Below are 17,337 nucleotides of genomic sequence, written 5' to 3' on the forward strand. Positions count from 1 at the left end.
CCTCTCAGCGCCCCCTGGCCCCGTCCGTGACCCGGTCGAGGTGGTAGAGGTCGGCGACACAGCCGCCGGGCCAGTACTGCTCCCCGCCCTTGCTGAAGGGTTCCAGCATCTGGCTGATCACCAGGCGCTCGTACGGCATGACCCGTTCCCCGGCCGCCGCCCCCTCGCGCAGGCGACGGTCCTGGGCGTCCCACTTCTCGGCGCGGGCCCGCAGCGCGGTGTCCAGGTCGGTCAGGGCGACGGCCGGGCCGGCGCAGACCAGGACGCAGAGCACGGCGTACACCGCCTTCGCCGGGGCGGTGCGGTGGGCGTACCGGCGGACAGCCAGGCCCAGCAGCGCGCCCAACCCGAGGAGGAGAATCACGTACAGCAGGAGGTAGTCGTTCCAGAGCCGGTTGGCGCTCACGTCACTCACCCGGTCCTGGAACACCGGGTAGGCGATGACCGTGCAGAGGTAGCCGGACACCAGGAGCGTGACCAACCCGGCGGCGGTGAGCAGCGGCCAGTGCGTCGGCGGGCGGGGCGGCGTCCCGTCCGCCCGCCGGCCCAGCAGCCCCAGCAGGGCGCCCACCGCGACCGCGCCCGCGTACTGCCAGGTCGTGGCCACGGTGACGGTGATCTCGGCGAACGCGCGCAGCGACGCGGCGAGGGAGTCGGGAGCGAGCAGGGACGTGGACTCCGCCCCGAAGCGGTCCCTGCGGTTCGTGGAGCCGGGCGAGGTGATGAGGACCAGGGCCCCCGCCGCCGTCCCGGCGATGCCTCCGGCGCACCACAGGCGGACGAACCCCCGGTCGGCGGCGGGGACGACCCGGCCGGAGACGAGGAGGACGGCCAGCAGCACCATCACCACGACGATCGCCGTCTCCTCGGAGAGCGTGGCGAGGAAGGCGGCCAGCAGCACCGCGACGCCGATCGCGAGGCCCCGCCCCCGCCGGGTGCGGGCGAGCAGGAGCGGGATCAGCCCGGCGCAGGCCAGGACGGGCGGCAGCGTGTGCGATACGGAGGCGGCGGGCCAGTAGAACGTCTTGTACGTGTTCGGGGTGACGAACAGGAAGAGCGCTGTGGTCATGGCCGCGAGGAGCAGCGGCATCCCGCGCGGGGTGCGCAGCCCGGCCCGGCGCAGCGCCAGGACGGCCACGGCCCACAGGACCGCGAGCACCAGGACCCCGCTGACCAGGGGGTACCACTGGTGTCCGGCGACCTGGAACTTCGCGTACGCGCCGACCAGGAGTGCGTTGGCGACCCGCCCGTTGTCGTCGAGGTAGAACTGCCCGACGAGACCGCTGATGCCGTCGTCCCGTACGCGCGGCAGGAAGCACCAGTCGTCGGCGCCGGGCCTCACCCACCGCCCGAACCAGGACGCGGCGGCGAGCAGGGCGAGCGGCGGCAGCGCGAGGGCGCTCACCCAGAGGGCAGTCCAGGGGTGGTGGGAGCGCTGCCGCCCGGCACGTACCGCCGCCGTCGCGTCCTCGCCCCGCGGGTTCTCCGGGGCGGCGACGTCGGCGGTCACGGGAGCGTCGTCGGACATCGCGGGCCTCACCGGTCCTGGCGCGAGTGGGTCGGCAGCGGTGCGGGCGACGGGCGGACGGGCTGCGGTTCGGCGGGAACCTCCACGGCCTCCGGTACGGAGGCCGATCTGGCCTGGCCCGAGGTGATCGCCCACCGCGCGAGCAGGAACGAGACGGGCGTGACGAGCACACCGGCCGCCAGCGCGGCGAGGTTCTTGTCCATGCCGAGACCGCTGACCGCTCCGTAGAGCAGCGCCCCGGACGCCACCAGGTTGACGAGACTGGAGAGGGGATAGCGGACGAACGCGTGCCAGGTCGGCCGCGTCCGGCAGGTGACGTAGGAGTTGAGCAGGAACGAGCACACGATGCTGACCGCGTAGCCGATGACGTGGGCGGTCAGGTAGGGGATCCAGCGGTTCAGGGAGGCGTAGACGCCGAGGTAGACGGCGGTGTTCACGCAGCCGATGAGGACGAAGCTGCCGAACTGGCGGACGGTACGGGACCGGCCCGGGGCCCCGGTCGCCGCGGCCGGGACGGAGCTCGGGGCGGCTGAGGCGGTGGCGGAGCTCGGGGCGGCCGGGGCGGAGCTCGGGGCGGCTGAGGCGGTGGCGGAGCTCGGGGCGGCCGGGGCCGTGGCGGCTTCGACCGGGCCTCCTCCGGTCAGCTGCGGGCGCGACGGCCCACCGTCCGGCAGCGCCGCCCGGCAGCTCGCGTCCGTTTCCCGGACCACATACGGCGGGCGGTGCTTCGCCTCGTGGTAGATCCGGCCCACGTACTCCCCGATGACCCCGAGCGTCACGAGCTGGATGCCGCTGAGGGCGACGACAGCGGTGAGCAACGTGGCGAAACCGGGGGTGTCCACGCCGTGCAGGACGACGCGCACGACGGTCCACAAGGCGTAGGCCAGCGCCGAGACGAAGACCCAGAAGCCGGTGTAGATCGCGAGACGCAACGGCCGGTTGTTGAAGGACAGCAGGCCGTCGATGCCGTAGTTCAGCAGTCGCCTGCTGCCCCACTTCGACCGGCCCGCCACCCGCTCGCTGTTGCGGTAGCGGAAGGTGACCGTGTCGAAGCCGATCCAGGAGAAGATCCCCTTGGAGAAGCGGTTGCTCTCGGGGAGGGACAGGACGCTCTCCACCGCCCGCCGCGACAGCAGCCGGAAGTCTCCCGAGCCGTCGATCAGCTCCACGTCCATGCAGCGGCGCACGAGGGCGTAATAGGCGTGGCTGAGGGTGCTGCGGATCATGCCCTCGCCCGTGCGGTCGCGGCGCGGGATGACCTGGTCGTAGCCGTGCCGGTGCAGTTCCAGCATGCGGGGGATCAGCTCGGGCGGGTGCTGGAGGTCTGCGTCCATGATCACCACGGCCGCCCCGCGCGACATGCGGAGGCCCGCGAGCATGGCGGCCTCCTTGCCGAAGTTGCGGCTGAAGGCGGTGTAGCGGGCCCGGGGGTCGCGGGCGGCGATGGCGTTCAGCAGCAGGCGGGTGCGGTCCCGGCTGCCGTCGTCGACGTAACAGATCTCGAAGCTGCCCCCGAGGGGGTCCAGGACGCCGAGCAGAGCCGCGTGGAAGGACTCGATGACCTCGGCCTCGTCGAAGCACGGCACGACGACCGACAGCTGAAGGCCAGTCACTCGACACCTCCGGACTTCGGGCCTCTCGTGGGGCCGGTCCCCCGACGGGCGTGCGCGCCGCCGGCCTCCGGAGCCGGGGCCCGGGGCGCGCCGCGTCCGCCCCATCTGACGACGGGCGGCGGCCGACGCCCCTCCGTACACGCGCGGGGGGACCGCATTCCCGCCGCCCTTTCATGCGAACAGCGGAGGCGGACCGGCACGACCGCTCACACGCGCGGCGGACACGGCCCGGTGGAACGCCCCTCCGGACGCGGGCGTGGTCCGGGGCGGGGTCGGCGGGTACCTCTGGACGCGGGTGTGGTCCGGGGGCGGGTGCCTCTGGACACGGGCGTGGTCGGGGGCGGACAGGTTTCTCTGAACGCGAGCGTGGTCGGGGGTCGGGTGCCTCCGGACGCGGGCGCGGTGCGGGGGCGGGCGGGTACCTCCGGACACGGGTGTGGTCCGGGGGCGGGTGCCTCTGGACACGGGCGTGGTCCGGGGGGCGGGTGCCTCCGGACGTACCTCCGGCCACGGACAGGACCGGCGGAACGCCGGGTCGCGGGGGCGAAAAGCCGCACATAGCCTCACAAACGTGACACCTACCCGCCCGCCACGGATGGCCGCCCGAGCCGCCGCGCTGTCCGCCGTGCCGCTCGCCGCGCTGCTCGCCCTGGGCTGGCTGGTGCTCCCCGCCGCCGTGCCCGCACGCGCCGACGACCCCGTCGAGCTGTCCCGGGACGGGCAGATCACCGACCGGGTCGGAGCCCTGGGCGACCGGGCGGGCCAGGTGGAGGACGCCCTCGACCGGCTGTACGACGAGCAGCGCCTCCAGCTCTTCGTCGTGTACGTACGCGACTTCTCCGGCCGGTCCGGACAGACCTGGAGCGACGAGACCGCCGACCGCAACGGCCTGGGCCAGGACGACGTGCTGCTCTCCGTCGCCACCCGCGACCGGCAGTACGGCTACTCCGTCGACGTGGACTCCCGGCTCACCGATGCCCAGCTGCGCGACGTGGCGAGCAGAGCGATCGAGCCGGCACTGCGGGAGAACGACTGGGCGGGGGCGGCGATCGGCGCGGCCGACGGCTACACCTCCGTCCTGGCCGGACGCCCCGTGACGGCCCCCGCGATCACCCCGGGCCCCGTCGACCCCGGAGCGGGCGGCTCCGGCTCGGCCGAAGCCCGCGACTTCGTCCTCCCGCTGGCCGTGGTCGCGGGCGTGGGCGCGGTCGGGGCCTACGCGTACGCCCGGCGCACCCGGCGTACGAGGAGGCGCACCACCCCGGCGGCCACCGGCTGGGGCCGGGGCGCGGGAGCGGGCCGTGCGCCGGAGCCGCCGACACCGCTGCCGGAGCTCGACGCGCAGGCGAAGCAGCTGCTCGTGGACACCGACGACGCGGTGCGCACGAGCGAGGAGGAACTCGGCTTCGCCGTCGCCCAGTTCGGCGATGAGGCCGCGAAGCCGTTCACGGAGGCGGTCGCACGGGCGAAGGACGAGCTGACGCGGTCGTTCCGGTTGCGGCAGCAGCTCGACGACGCGTTCCCGGAGGACGACGCGACCCGCCGCCGGATGCTGGACGAGATCCTGCGGCGGTGCGCCGCCGCGAACGAGGGGCTGGACACCGTCTCCGAGGACTTCGACCGGCTGCGCGCCCTGGAACGTACCGCTCCCCAGGCCCTGGCCACCGTGGACACGACCCACCGCGACCTCGCCGGCCGGGTCGCAGCGGCCGAGTCGGGCGCCGCCGTGCTGCGCGAGCGGTACGGGGAGGACGCCGCCGCACCCGTGGCGGCCGACGTCGGGCAGGCGGAGGACCGGCTCGTCTTCGCCGGATCGGCCGTGGCGGAGGCCCGCACGGCGGTCGGGGCCGGTGAGAACTCCCGCGCCGCCGTGTACATCCGGGCCGCCGAGGGCGCGGTGGGCCAGGCCGGCACGCTGCTGGACTCGGTGGACCGGCGGGCGGCGGAGCTCGGCGAGGCCGCACGGAAGCTGCCCGCCGCGCTGACCGGGACGGAGACCGACCTCGCGGAAGCGGGCGGGCTGCTGGAAGGGACCGCCGAGGGGGCGTCGACCGCAGGTCTGCGCGGCCGGGTCGCCCGTGCCCAGGCCGTACTCGCCGATGTGCGGGGCGCCATGGCGGCGGGACCGTACGACCCGGTCGATGCGCTGCGCCGGGTGGAGGAGGCGGACGCGGCGCTGGACGAGGCACTGGCGGAGGCCCGGGACCGGGAGCGGGGCGAGGCGAGGGCCCGGTCCCTCCTCGATCAGGCGATGCTCACCGCCCGGTCCGCGATCGGGGCCGCGGCCGACTTCGTCACGACCAACCGGGGCGCGGTCGGCAGCCGGGCCCGTACCCGGCTGGCCGAGGCGCAGCGGCGGTGGGAGCGGGCCCGGGAGCTGTCGGCCACGGACGCCCGGGGGGCGCTGGCCGAGGCGCGGCAGGCGGACGCCCTGGCCGGTCAGGCGATGACGCTGGCCGAGCAGGACGTCCGCGGCTTCGGCTCGGTGCAGGGCCCCGGCGGGACGCGGGGCGGCGGCATGGGCGGGGCGGTGCTCGGCGGCATCATCCTCGGCGGGCTGTTCGGGGGCGGGGGCCACGGGGGCGGTTTCGGCGGGGGCCCGGACCGTGGCTACGGCGGCGGTCCGGGCAGTTTCGGCGGGGGCGGCACCCGGGGCCGCCGGGGCGGTGGCGGCCGCTTCTGACCGACCGGTCCTGACACGTCCCTCCCCCTGCTCAACCGTCCCTCCTCACTCGTCTCTTCTCACTCGTCCCTCCTCACTCGTCTCTCTTCACTGCTCACTGCTCACTGCTCACTGCTCACCCGTACCGGCGACGCACGATTTCCCAGGAGCCCTTCCATGACCAAGCAGACCGTCCTCGGCCGCGTCACCCAGCTCGCGAAGGCCAACATCAACGCCCTCCTCGATCAGGCCGAGGACCCGCAGAAGATGCTCGACCAGCTGATCCGGGACTACACCGACAACATCGCGGAGGCCGAGCAGGCCGTCGCGGCCACCATCGGCAACCTCCGGCTGATGGAGCAGGACCACCAGGAGGACGTGGCGGCTGCGGCCGAGTGGGGCGGCAAGGCGCTGGCGGCCAGCCGTAAGGCCGACGAGCTGCGCGGGGCCGGTTCGGTGGAGGAGGCGGACACGTTCGACAACCTGGCGAAGGTGGCGCTGGGCCGTCAGCTCCGGTCCGAGCAGGAGGCCAGGACGGCGGAGCCCGTCATCGCCTCGCAGACGGAGGTCGTCGACCAGCTGAAGGCCGGGCTCGGCCGGATGAAGGCCAAGCTCTCCGAACTCCAGGCCAAGCGCGACGAACTGGTGGCACGTTCGCAGTCCGCCCAGGCGCAGAACCGGATGATGGACGCCGTGAAGAGCATCGACGTCCTCGACCCGACGAGCGAGCTGAGCCGCTTCGAGGACAAGGTGCGGCGCGAGGAGGCGAAGGCCCTGGGCAAGCAGGAGCTGGCCGCCTCCTCGCTGGACGCCCAGTTCGAGCAGCTGGACCGTCTGGGCGACAGCGCGGAGGTGGAGGCGCGGCTGGCGGCTCTGAAGTCCGGTCCAGCGACCGCGTGACGGGCCTCCTGTTCTCCGGACTCCCTCTTCCCGCCTCTGCCTCTTGCGCCCTGCGCCCCGCGCCTCTGTGTCCTCCGCTCCGCCACCTGCGTCCTGCGTCAGTACATGCTCAGCAGTTGCTCCGCGGAGAGTTCGACAACCGGTTCCCCGTCCGGCAGGGCCAGTTCGAACCAGACGGTCTTGCCGCGCGGGGTCCGGCGCGAGCCCCAGGCGGCGCTGAGCAGCCCGACCAGCTGGAGCCCGCGGCCGCCCTCGTCGGTGTCGCGGGCCCGGCGGCGGCGCGGCTGGACGAGACCGGCGTCCCAGACCTCGCAGACCAGGGTGCGGTCGCGCAACAGCCGGAGCCGGATCTCGCCCTCGCCGTAGCGCAGGGCGTTGGTGACCAGCTCGCTGACGAGGAGTTCGGTGGTGTCGACCAGGTCGTCCAGGTCCCAGGCGAGCAGGTGGCCGCGGGCCAGCTCGCGGGCGCGGCCGACCGAGCGCGGTTCGCGGGGCAGCGTCCAGTCCCCGACCGCCTCCGCGGGCAGGCCCTGGATGCGGGCCATCAGCAGGGCGATGTCGTCCTCGCCGTGCCGGGTGTCCAGCGTGGAGAGGACGAAGTCGCAGGCGTCCTCCAGCTCCATCTGCGGACCGGTGAGCACGGAGCGCAGCGCCGCCAGCCCCTCGTCCAGCGGTTGGTCCCGGGACTCGACCAGGCCGTCGGTGTAGAGGGTGAGCAGGGCGTTCTCGGCGAGCTCGACCTCGACCTCCTCGAACGGCTCGCCGCCGACGCCCAGCGGCATGCCCGGGGGTACGTCGATGAGCCGGGCGGGCCGGCCGGGCTCGACGACGGCCGGGGGCAGGTGCCCGGCGTTGGCGAACGTGCATCGCCGGGTGACCGGGTCGTAGACCGCGTACACACACGTCGCGAGGTACACCTCGGAGAGGTCCGCCTCGCGGGACTTCTGCGCGGCGCGGGAGGGCCACTGCGCTCCCCCGCTGACGCCGAGCCCCTCGCTGCGCTCGCCGCCGGGCGAGCCGAGGCCGCGGGCGACCTCGTCGAGGGCGGAGAGCACTTCGGCGGGTTCCAGGTCGAGGAGGGCCAGGGTCCGCACGGCGGTGCGCAGTTCGCCCATGGCGACGGCGGCGCGCAGGCCGCGCCCCATGACGTCGCCGACGACGAGCGCGGTGCGGTGGCCGGGCAGCTCGATCACGTCGAACCAGTCGCCGCCGACCTCGGTGGCGGTGTTGCCGGGCAGATAGCGGCAGGCGATGTCGAGCCCGGCGGCCTCGGGGTCGCCGGGCGGCAGCAGGCTGCGCTGGAGGATCAGGGCGCGTTCGTGCTCGCGGCGGTAGAGGCGGCCGTTGTCGATGCAGACGGCGGCGCGGGCGGCCAGTTCGGTGGCCAGCGCCCGGTCGCGCTCGCCGAACGGCTCGCTGCCCTTCGTCCGGGAGAACTGGACGAGGCCGACGACGGTGTCGTGGGCGACCATCGGCACGGCGAGCGTCGACTGCACGAAGCCCATCTCGTCGCCGGGGACGTCCTCGACCCGGCCGGAGCGCAGCGCGACGGCGCAGGGCGAGCCGAACGGGAAGCGGTGGACGGAGCCGAGTGCGGGCGGCAGATCGTCCGGGCCCGGGGGCCCGCTGCCCGCCACGGCGGTGGGCAGGGCGTCGGCGACGGCGCTGGCGTGGGCCACCCGGCGCAGCTCGGCCGAACCTCCGGCGGACTCGCGGTGGGCGGGCGCGCAACTGCCGGGCGCGGCCTCCTCGCCGGTGAGCAGGCTCTGGTAGAGGTCGACGGCGGCGACGTCGCAGAAGCCGGGCACGGCGACGTCGAGGAGTTCGCGGGCGGTGGTCTCCAGGTCGAGGGAATTGCCGATGCGGGCGCTGGCCTCGTTGAGCAGGGCGAGGTTGCGGCGGGCACTGGCGGCCTCGCGGGCGGCGATGTGCCGCCGGGTGACGTCGGTGGCGAGGCCGGCGATGCCGACGGGGCGGCCGGCCCCGCTGTGCACCCGGTAGAGGTTCATGGACCAGTGACGGCGCTCGGTGGTGCCGGGAGCGGTGCCGACGAGCTGGAGGTCGGTGACCGACTCCCCGGTCTCCAGGACCCGTTTCAGGGTGGCGGACAGCCGGTCGGCCTCGGCCTGGGGGAGGTAGTCCTCCACCGTGCGGCCCCGGTGGTCGTCGGCCGCCCCGCCGAAGACCGTGGCGAAGCGCTGGTTGGCCCGGACGACCGCGAAGTCCGTACCGAACAGCACGAACCCGAAGGGAGATTGGCCGAATATGGCTTGGGATGCGGCGAGGTCGGTCTCGATCCGCCGCAGGGCCCGGACGTCGACGACGATGCAGAGCGCGGCCCGCTCCTCCCGCGCCGTCAGACTCGGCATCACGTAGACCTCGGCGACGCCGTGCGCCCCACCCTCACCCGGCATCCGGAACGGGACGAGGCCCGTCCACTCCTTGCCGTCGAGGATCTCGCCGACCCGCCGGTGGCCGTCCGAGCGCAGTTCGGCGGGCATGAACGCCTCCACCGGGTCGCGGCCGATCGCCTCGGCCGCGGTCATGCCGAACAGACCCGCGGCCCGGCTGCTCCACTGCTCGATCAGACCGTCGGGGCCGATCGAGAAGGAGGCCACCCTGATGTAGTCATAGATCGAGCCGGGCGGGCTGTTCTGCCACACGACGTCACCGGCCGTGCCGACGGCGTCGCCCGTTGTCCCAGGTATCTCGCTCACGCGACCGTCCCCTCCAGCTCACGCACCGGACCGGTCCTGCCCGCAGTATTCAGCACTACGGCCCCGACCGACACGGCGTTCACGATCACAGCACGGTCTCAGTCCCTTTCAGCCAGGTTCTGCCCGACCTCTGGTGATCGCTGTGCTTCCCTCCACTCTCCTAACCAGGCAGAGCCAGCTCGAACCACACGGTCTTGCCGCTCTTTCCGCGGCGGGTCCCCCAGCGACGTGCGGAACAGGCCACGAGCTGGAGTCCGCGGCCGCCTTCGTCGTCGGGTCCCGCACTGCGTTCGGTGGGTGGATCCGGAAGCGGATCGGAGACTTCGACCAGCAGCCCCGGGGCGGCGGGCGGCCGGTCGGCGGGAAGCGGCTCCCCGTCCGGGTACGTCCGCGCCAGGCGTACGCCGATGGGGCCGGAGGCGTACCGGAGGGAGTTGGTCACGAGCTCGCTGACCAGCAGGACCGCCAGGTCTCCCACCGCCGCGTCGAGCCCCCAGGAGCCCAGCGCGCCCCGGACGGCGTGCCGGGCGCTGCGCACGGAACCGGGCTCGGCCGTGAAGGTCCATTCGGCGCAGTCGCCTTCGGTATCGATCACGCCGATCACTTCCCAGGGACGACCGCGGGCGCACCCCCTGTGCAAATGGGGACTAAACAGCCCATACCCACCATTGATCGCCCGCTACCGCGCAACCGGGTGTTTGGTGCAGACGGCGGTACGCACGACCGGGGGCGGCAGGCGGCAGGGTCAGCTCAACGCGCCGGACGCCCTGAGGTCGTCGAAGAGCAGTTGGTCCACGGGCGGCACGAGGGCCCGGTCGGCGAAGGAGAACCACGCCGTCTCCTCGATCTCGCTGCTCGCCGCGAGCGTGCCGCGATAGTCGCCGTAGTAGCAGCTCATCCGTACGACGGCGGCGCCGGGCCGGTCGTCGACGGGGGCCTCGTACGTCCCGGCGTGGACGACGGTCTCCCGGATCAGGCCGACCGTCAACTCCTCCTCGACCTCCCGCAGGAGGGTCTCCAGATCGCTCTCCGCGCCCTCGCGCTTGCCGCCCGGGATGTAGAAGACGTCCTTGCCCCGGGGGCGCGCGCAGAGAATTCTGCCGCCCTCGATCCGCACCCACGCCACCGTGTCGATCAGCACCGGCGTCACCTGGTCGCCACTCCTCCATCACTCCGCCCCGCTCGCGGCGCCGTTCCTCCCGAGGCTTCCGCACCCCGGCCCGGCCGGACCCTACCGCCCGGGGCGCCGGCACAGGGAATGCGGGCGAGGCGGGGGCGCATGAGGCACGTGCACCCGTGAACCCGTGAGGCGCGCGACAGGAGCGCCCGGAGCAGACCGAGCCAGGGGCAGGGCGAAACAGGGGCGGGCCGGCGGGGTGGGGCGAGCGAACCAGGAGCGGGGCGAGCCCCAGGGGGGCGCACGCGGCAGGCGAAGCCCCCGGGAAAGGCCGAAAGGGCCCCGGGGGGCAGCCACAGCGACCGCCCTCGGGGCCCTTCGGGGCAGCCCGTCCGTCCACCCGCGCGTCCGCCTGTCCGTCCGCGCACCCGTCCGTACGCGCGTCCATCTGTCCGTCCACCCGCAGGTCCGCCCATCCGTCCGCCCGCGTGTCCGACCATCCGTCCACCCGGGCGCCGTGCGTTCACCTGCCCGTTCACTCGCGGGTCAGGGGCCGGTTCCCTGACCGACGCGCTCGACCCGGTAGACCTGATGGTGATGGCGGTCGTCGAGACCGTCGGCGACCTTCTGGGCCTCGGCCTGCGTGGCATACCGGCCCACGCGGTAGCGATTGCCGCCGTCGTCCTGCCGTATCACCTGCCAAGGGAGCACGGCGCCGCTCTCGCTCATCGTGTCGCTCCCCCGCATATCGCCCCTCTTCCCACCGGCGTGCACGTCTCTAAGGATCCCCAGGAAACCGCAGTACGCATATGCCCGAGCGTACGCCTGACCTTCACTCAGTGCAGGCGCCTTTACACAAAGAGATACACATCCGGCCATCGCGAAGGGGGCGCATCCACAGGATGCGCCCCCTCACGACCCTCCCCGCACCGGGATCACACCCGGCTCACGCCTCACCCACGCCCCGTCAGCCCCGACCGGCGGCCCCCACCCGGCCCGACCCCCGGACCGGCGCCCGCCCCCGACGCGGTGTCACCTCGCGTCATCTCACAGGCAGGTGATAGGCGACCCGGTAGCGGTCCGCCGGAACGACCACGTCGGCCGTCTCCACCGCTCGGCCGGAGGCGTAGTAGGTGCGCCCGATGACGATGACCACATGGCCGGGCACACCGCCGAGCGCCAGGAGCTCCTCCGCCAGCCCCGGGCGCGCACCGACCTCCTCGGCGACGTTGTCCACGACGACGTCGATCGCGGCCATCCGGTCGACCACCCCGCAGCCGCCCAACGGGCCCTCCTCCGGCAGCATCACGGGGGTGCGGCCCGTGACGGCGAGCGGCTCCCACGAGGTGGAGAGCATGATCGGTTCACCTGCCTCCCGGAAGACGTAGTGGGTGCGCATCACGCGGTCGCCCGGCTCGATGCCGAGCCGCTCGGCGATCTCGGAACTCGCCCCCTCCTGCTCACTGCTGGACTCCCAGGTCCCGTGCGCGCCCTCGGCCGTCTGCTCCTGCCGGAACGGGCTGGCCCCCTTGTCCGGCCGGTAGCCGGAGCGGGCGATCATGCGCGGGACGGGGCGCTCGCGCACATAGGTGCCGGAGCCGGAGCGCCCCTCGACCAGCCCCTCGGCCATCAGGACCTTCCGCGCCTCCAGGGCGACGGTGTCCGAGACCCCGTACTCCTCGCGGATGCGGGCCTGCGACGGCAGGCGGGTATGGGGCGGCAGCGCGCCGTTGACGATCTTCTCCCTGAGATCGCTCGCCACGCGCAGATAGGCGGGCTGCTCACCGAAAGTCACAGGCCACTCCCAACAGGTTGACAGTCTGCGACAGCCTGACAACCGTGGGTTGTCTACCGCAAGCATGGGCCAGGGTTTCACCCAATGTGATGATCTTGTGCCGGTCCACGCATATCCCGCCCCCTCACCCCCCCCTCCTACCCTTCCCGCTCGCGCGGCCGCGAAGTCCGGCGACCCGACGTCGGGCAACGCCGCGTCCCGCAACTCCCGTACTCTTGACCATTTTTGGTCCAGACCAATACCTTCCCTGTGCACAGCACGGCTCTCCCCCGCCCCTTCCGCACAGGAACGAGCCCCCATGCGTCGAAGAAACCTGTCCCGAATGACCATCGCCGGCGTCGCCCTGGCCCTGCTGGCAGGTGCCGCGCCCGCGGCCACGGCCGGCACCGGCCCCGACCGGAGCGACGGCGGCGACCGCGGGAAGGGACACCACCGCCCCGCGTACAAGAACATCGGCTACTTCACCCAGTGGGGCGTCTACGGGCGCGATTTCCAGGTCAAGGACCTGGACACCAGCGGGGCCGCGGCCAGGCTCACCCACATCAACTACGCCTTCGGCAACGTGAGCGCCGAGGGCACCTGCTTCACCGGCAACATCCCCGGTCAGGCCGACGCCTGGGCGGACTACGCCCGTCCGCTCGGCGCGGCCGACTCGGTGGACGGCGTCGCCGACACCGACACCCAGCCGCTCGCGGGCAACTTCAACCAGCTGCGCGAGCTGAAGGCCAAGCACCCCGGCCTCAAGGTGATGATCTCGCTGGGCGGCTGGAGCTGGTCCACCCACTTCTCCGACGCGGTCCGCACCGCCGCCTCCCGCAAGGCGCTCGTCTCCTCCTGCATCGACCTGTACATCAAGGGCAACCTCCCGCAGGACGGTGCACGCGGCGGCGACGGCGCGGCGGCCGGCCTCTTCGACGGCATCGACGTCGACTGGGAGTGGCCCGGCTCTCCGGCCAACGAGGGCACGGTCTTCCGCCCGGAGGACAAGAAGAACTTCACCGCCCTGATCCACGAGTTCCGTACCCAGCTCGACGCCTACGCGAAGAGCGAGGCGAAGGCCGGGACCGAGGCGGCGGAGAGGGGGAGCAAGGGGAAGGGGCACGGCCACGGGCACCACAGGCCGAAGCCGAAGCACTACGAACTGTCGGCGTACGTCCCGGCCAACCCGAAGGCCATCGACGCGGGCTTCGACGTGAAGCGCCTGATGAGGGACTTCGACTTCGTCAACATCCAGGGCTACGACTACCACGTCTCGGGCGAGAAGAAGACGGCCCAGCAGTCGGCCCTGTACGCGCGGAACGACTTCAGCGTCGACCGGACCGTGCGGGACTGGGTGCGCCGCGGTGCGCCCAAGCACAAGATCGTGGTGGGCATGCCGACGTACGGCCAGGGCTGGACCGGCGTGACCGGCGGCGGTACGGGCCTGGGGCAGCCGGCGACGGCTCCGGCCCCGGCCACCTGGGCGGCGGGCTACGAGGACTACAAGGTCCTCAAGAAGCTGGCCGCTTCGGGGACGTACACGGTCCACCGCGACGTGAGGAACGGCCACGCCTGGCTGTTCGACGGCACGACCCTGTGGACGTACGACGACCCGCAGGTGCTCCGCACCAAGGCCGCCTACGTCCGGGACAAGGGGCTCGGCGGGGCGATGTTCTGGTCGCTGGACGGCGACACCGAGGACGCCGAGCTGGTCACGACGGTCGCCCGCGCGCTCAACCGTCGCTGACGGCACGGGAGGTGGGGCGGCCGCTGTCCGCGGCCGCCCCACCCTCGTACGTCACTGGATCAGTTCTGCTGTGGTGCGGGGATCAGAAGTGCAGGCCCCAGCTGTTGATCCGGCCGGTGTCGTACGTCCAGTTGTCCTGGACCCGGAGCTTCCAGGTGCCGTTGGCCGTGACGGAGGAGGCGTTGACGGTGTACGTGGTGACCACGTCGTCGGAGCTGCCGCCGCTGCCGAACGCCTTCAGGTTGAAGACCGTGCCGTTGGGAGCGACCAGGTCGATCTTCAGGTCACCGATGTACGTGTGGGAGATGTTGACCGGGACCTGCAGCGCGGACGGGGCGTTGCCGGAGATACCCGTGACGGTGATCGGCGACTCGACGGTCGAGTGGTCGTTGATCGGGTAGCTCGTGGTGTTCTCGAACTTCTTGCCCGGGTCCGGCGGGTTGGTGCTGCCGGTGCCGACGTACAGCAGGCGGTTCGGCGATCCGCTGCCCGGGTTGCCGACGACGCCGGTGGTGGCGGCCGCGACGAGGCCCGCGGAGACCTGGGCGGGGGACGAGCCCGGGTTGTCGGCGAGGTAGAGGGCGGCGGCGCCGGCGACGTGCGGGCTGGCCATCGACGTGCCGGAGATCGTGTTCGTGGCGCTGTCGCTGGAGTTCCACGCCGAGGTGATCGAGGAACCGGGCGCGAAGATGTCCACGACCGAGCCGTAGTTGGAGAAGCTGGAGCGGGCGTCGGAGCTGGTCGTCGAGCCGACCGTGATGGCGTCGGCGACGCGCGCGGGGGACTTCGTGCTCGCGTTGGTCGACTCGTTGCCCGCCGCGACGGCGTACGTGATGCCCGAGTCGATGGACCGCTGCACCGCCGCGTCGAGGACGGAGTCCGCGCCACCGCCGAGGCTCATGTTGGCGACGGCGGGCTTCTGGGCGTTGGCCGTCACCCAGTCGATGCCCGCGACGACCTGCGCGGTGGTGCCGGAGCCCTGGTTGTTCAGCACCCGGACGCCGACGATCTTCGCCTTCTTGGCGACGCCGTAGGCGGAGCCCGCGACGGTGCCCGCCACGTGCGTGCCGTGGCCGTGGCCGTCCTGGGCGACGTTGTCGTTGTCGACGGCGTCGTAGCCGTTGAAGGCCCGGCCGCCGAAGTCGTTGTGGCTGATCCGCACCCCGGTGTCGATGACGTAGGCGGTGACGCCCTCGCCGGCCTTGTCGGGGTAGGTGTAGCGCTGGTCCAGCGGGAGGTTCCGCTGGTCGATCCGGTCAAGCCCCCAGGAGGGCGGGTTGTTCTGGGTGGCGGAGACCGTGAAGGTGCGGTTCTGCGAGACGGACGCGACGGCCGGGTCGGCGGCGAACTTCTTCGCCTCCGCGGCGGTGGCCTCGACCGCGTAGCCGTTGAGGGCCGCGCGGTAGGTGCGTTCGATGCTCGCGCCGTACTTCTTCGCGAGGGCCTTGCCCTTGGCGGAGTCGGACTTCGCGGCCGAGTCCTTCAGCGTCACGATGTAGCTGTCGCTGATGGTTCCCGGAGCGTCCGCGTTCAGGATCACGCCTTCGGGTGCGCGCTCGGCCGCGGTCGCCGGCAGAGCGGCGGTGGCGAGGGCGACGGCGGCTGCGGTGGCTATGACGGTCGCCGCGGCGAGTCTTCGACCGGCCTGGGGGGTCTGACGCGTCACTGACATGTGAGGGGTCCTCCTCATAGGCGGTGCTCTGGTGGGGGGTGGTACCGGAGCCGATGGGCGACTCCCGACAGGAGCATGACAACTCAACCGTCGGAACGCCCCGTGTTCTGCGTCGTCCGGTGAGCGGCGTGCCCTGCTGCCAGCGAAAGATTGACCGATCCATGGCGAACTCACAAGGGTGCCTGGAGGGATTCCCTACGCCCGCCATTCACCCGCCATATGCCTGACATGCTGGCGGACATGACGTTCTATTACTGTCCAGTGGATGGGACGCGATCCGCGATCACCGCTCTGACCTGGTGCTGTCCGGTCTGCCGGGGCCCCTGGGACCTCGACTTCGCCCCCGCGCGGGGCACCGGGGTGAACGCGCTTTCCGTTCGGATCGATTCCTTGTGGCGTTACCAGGATTTCCTGCCGCTCGACTCCTCGGTGATCTCCCTGGGCGAGGGCCGCACTCCTCTCGTCCCGCTCACGGACACCGTCTCGGCGAAGCTCGACTATCTGATGCCGACGCTCTCCTTCAAGGACCGGGGCGCGGTGATGCTCGCGGAGCTGGCCCGGCGGCTGGGCCCTGACCGGGTGGTGGCGGACAGCACGGGCAACGCGGGCACGTCGGTCGCGGCGTACTGCGCACGGGCCGGACTGCCGTGCACGGTGTACGTCCCCGAGGGCACGTCGGCGAAGAAGACCGAGCAGATCCGGGCGCACGGCGCGAGCCTGGTGGCCGTCCCCGGCGGCCGGGAGGCGACCGCGCTGGCGGCCCGCGCGGCGGCGGACGAGCCGGGGGTCTTCTACGCCTCGCACGTCTTCAACCCGTACTTCCTGCACGGGACGAAGACGTACGTGTACGAGCTCTGGGAGGACCTCGGCGGCCGGCTCCCGGACGTGCTGGCGGTCCCGGTCGGCAACGGCACCCTGCTGCTGGGTGCGGCGCTGGCGGTCGCCGAACTGCACGCGCTGGGACTGATCGAGGTCCGCCCCCGCCTGGTCGCGGTCCAGGCGGAGGCGGTCTCTCCGCTGGCCGCCGCCTTCCACGCGGGCGCGGACGACCTGCTTCCGGCCGACCCGGCCTGGACGCCCGCCCCCACCCTCGCGGAGGGCATCGCGATCCCCCGCCCGCCCCGCGCACGCCAGATCCTGGCGGCGGTACGGGCCTCGGGCGGCACGTTCCTGACGGTCCCCGAGGACGACATCCGCGAGGCCCAACGCGACCTGGCGGCACGCGGCTTCTACGTCGAGACGACGGGCGTGGCCTGCTGGGCGGCGGTACGGGACGGGGGCGACGCGGTGCGGGGCAGCGTGGTGGTGCCGCTGTGCGGGGCGGGGCTGAAGACGGGGATGGCGGGGTAGGGGGCCCACCCGGTGGCGGTGGGCGTCCGGGAGCCTCCCCGTGGACGCGGTGGGCGTCCGGGAGCCTCCCTGGCGGCGGTCCCCGGGTCCGGGAGCCTCCTCACGGCCGGTGGGCTGCCGACGCCTCCCCGTGGGCAGCGCGGATCCGGGAACCTCCCCGTGGGCGGCGGGGCAGGGCAGAGCGGGGCAGGTCCGGGAACCTCCCCGTGCGCGGCGCGCGGCGCGACAGGCCCGGGGCCCGGTCGCGAACGCCGCCT

12 protein-coding genes are annotated in these 17,337 nt (G+C 72.9%); 4 read left to right on the forward strand and 8 right to left on the reverse strand.

Annotated elements, in window-relative coordinates:
* Positions 1–4 precede the first annotated feature (4 nt).
* Entirely contained in the window at positions 5–1,528 is a 1,524-nt protein-coding gene (locus tag KME66_RS10185; protein WP_216321170.1) for a DUF6056 family protein, read from the reverse strand.
* An 8-nt stretch (positions 1,529–1,536) separates the two neighbouring features.
* On the reverse strand, positions 1,537–3,141 hold the full coding sequence (locus tag KME66_RS10190) for a glycosyltransferase (protein WP_216321174.1): 1,605 nt from the start codon (positions 3,139–3,141) through the stop codon (positions 1,537–1,539).
* A 595-nt stretch (positions 3,142–3,736) separates the two neighbouring features.
* Between KME66_RS10190 and KME66_RS10195 the strand changes: the two genes are divergently transcribed.
* Both KME66_RS10195 and KME66_RS10200 read left to right on the forward strand, forming a co-directional pair.
* Positions 3,737–5,824 carry a TPM domain-containing protein gene (locus KME66_RS10195; protein ID WP_216329198.1) on the forward strand — a complete coding sequence of 696 codons (2,088 nt, stop codon included), beginning with the start codon at positions 3,737–3,739 and terminating at the stop codon, positions 5,822–5,824.
* Between the two features lie 156 nt (positions 5,825–5,980).
* Positions 5,981–6,703 carry a PspA/IM30 family protein gene (locus KME66_RS10200; protein WP_216321177.1) on the forward strand — a complete coding sequence of 241 codons (723 nt, stop codon included), beginning with the start codon at positions 5,981–5,983 and terminating at the stop codon, positions 6,701–6,703.
* Positions 6,704–6,801: 98 nt separating this feature from the next.
* On the opposite strand, the gene KME66_RS10205 is transcribed toward KME66_RS10200, so the two are convergent.
* From KME66_RS10205 to KME66_RS10225, 5 genes are all read right to left on the reverse strand, one after another.
* A complete protein-coding gene (locus KME66_RS10205; protein WP_216329199.1) occupies positions 6,802–9,366 on the reverse strand; it encodes a SpoIIE family protein phosphatase in 2,565 nt (854 codons plus the stop codon).
* 214 nt (positions 9,367–9,580) lie between these two features.
* Positions 9,581–10,024: an ATP-binding protein gene (locus KME66_RS10210; protein ID WP_216321180.1), complete on the reverse strand. Its 444-nt coding sequence runs from the start codon at positions 10,022–10,024 to the stop codon at positions 9,581–9,583.
* A gap of 141 nt (positions 10,025–10,165) precedes the next feature.
* Positions 10,166–10,570, reverse strand: coding sequence for an NUDIX domain-containing protein (locus KME66_RS10215; RefSeq protein WP_073215158.1), 405 nt, complete (start codon positions 10,568–10,570; stop codon positions 10,166–10,168).
* 513 nt (positions 10,571–11,083) lie between these two features.
* Positions 11,084–11,284, reverse strand: coding sequence for a hypothetical protein (locus tag KME66_RS10220; RefSeq protein WP_030576480.1), 201 nt, complete (start codon positions 11,282–11,284; stop codon positions 11,084–11,086).
* 295 nt (positions 11,285–11,579) lie between these two features.
* Complete coding sequence (locus KME66_RS10225; protein ID WP_216321183.1) at positions 11,580–12,332, reverse strand: GntR family transcriptional regulator; 753 nt, start codon at positions 12,330–12,332, stop codon at positions 11,580–11,582.
* 298 nt (positions 12,333–12,630) lie between these two features.
* Between KME66_RS10225 and KME66_RS10230 the strand changes: the two genes are divergently transcribed.
* Positions 12,631–14,058, forward strand: coding sequence for a glycoside hydrolase family 18 protein (locus KME66_RS10230; RefSeq protein ID WP_216321186.1), 1,428 nt, complete (start codon positions 12,631–12,633; stop codon positions 14,056–14,058).
* A gap of 82 nt (positions 14,059–14,140) precedes the next feature.
* Here KME66_RS10230 and KME66_RS10235 read toward each other — a convergent pair whose 3' ends face one another.
* The gene (locus tag KME66_RS10235; RefSeq protein WP_073215163.1) at positions 14,141–15,730 is read right to left on the reverse strand and encodes a S8 family peptidase; all 1,590 of its coding nucleotides are present in this window, start codon (positions 15,728–15,730) and stop codon (positions 14,141–14,143) included.
* 228 nt (positions 15,731–15,958) lie between these two features.
* On the opposite strand from KME66_RS10235, the gene KME66_RS10240 reads away from it, so the two are divergent.
* Positions 15,959–17,080, forward strand: coding sequence for a threonine synthase (locus tag KME66_RS10240; protein WP_216329201.1), 1,122 nt, complete (start codon positions 15,959–15,961; stop codon positions 17,078–17,080).
* Positions 17,081–17,337: the final 257 nt, after the last annotated feature.

Source organism: Streptomyces sp. YPW6 (genome assembly GCF_018866325.1).
GTDB lineage: Bacteria > Actinomycetota > Actinomycetes > Streptomycetales > Streptomycetaceae > Streptomyces.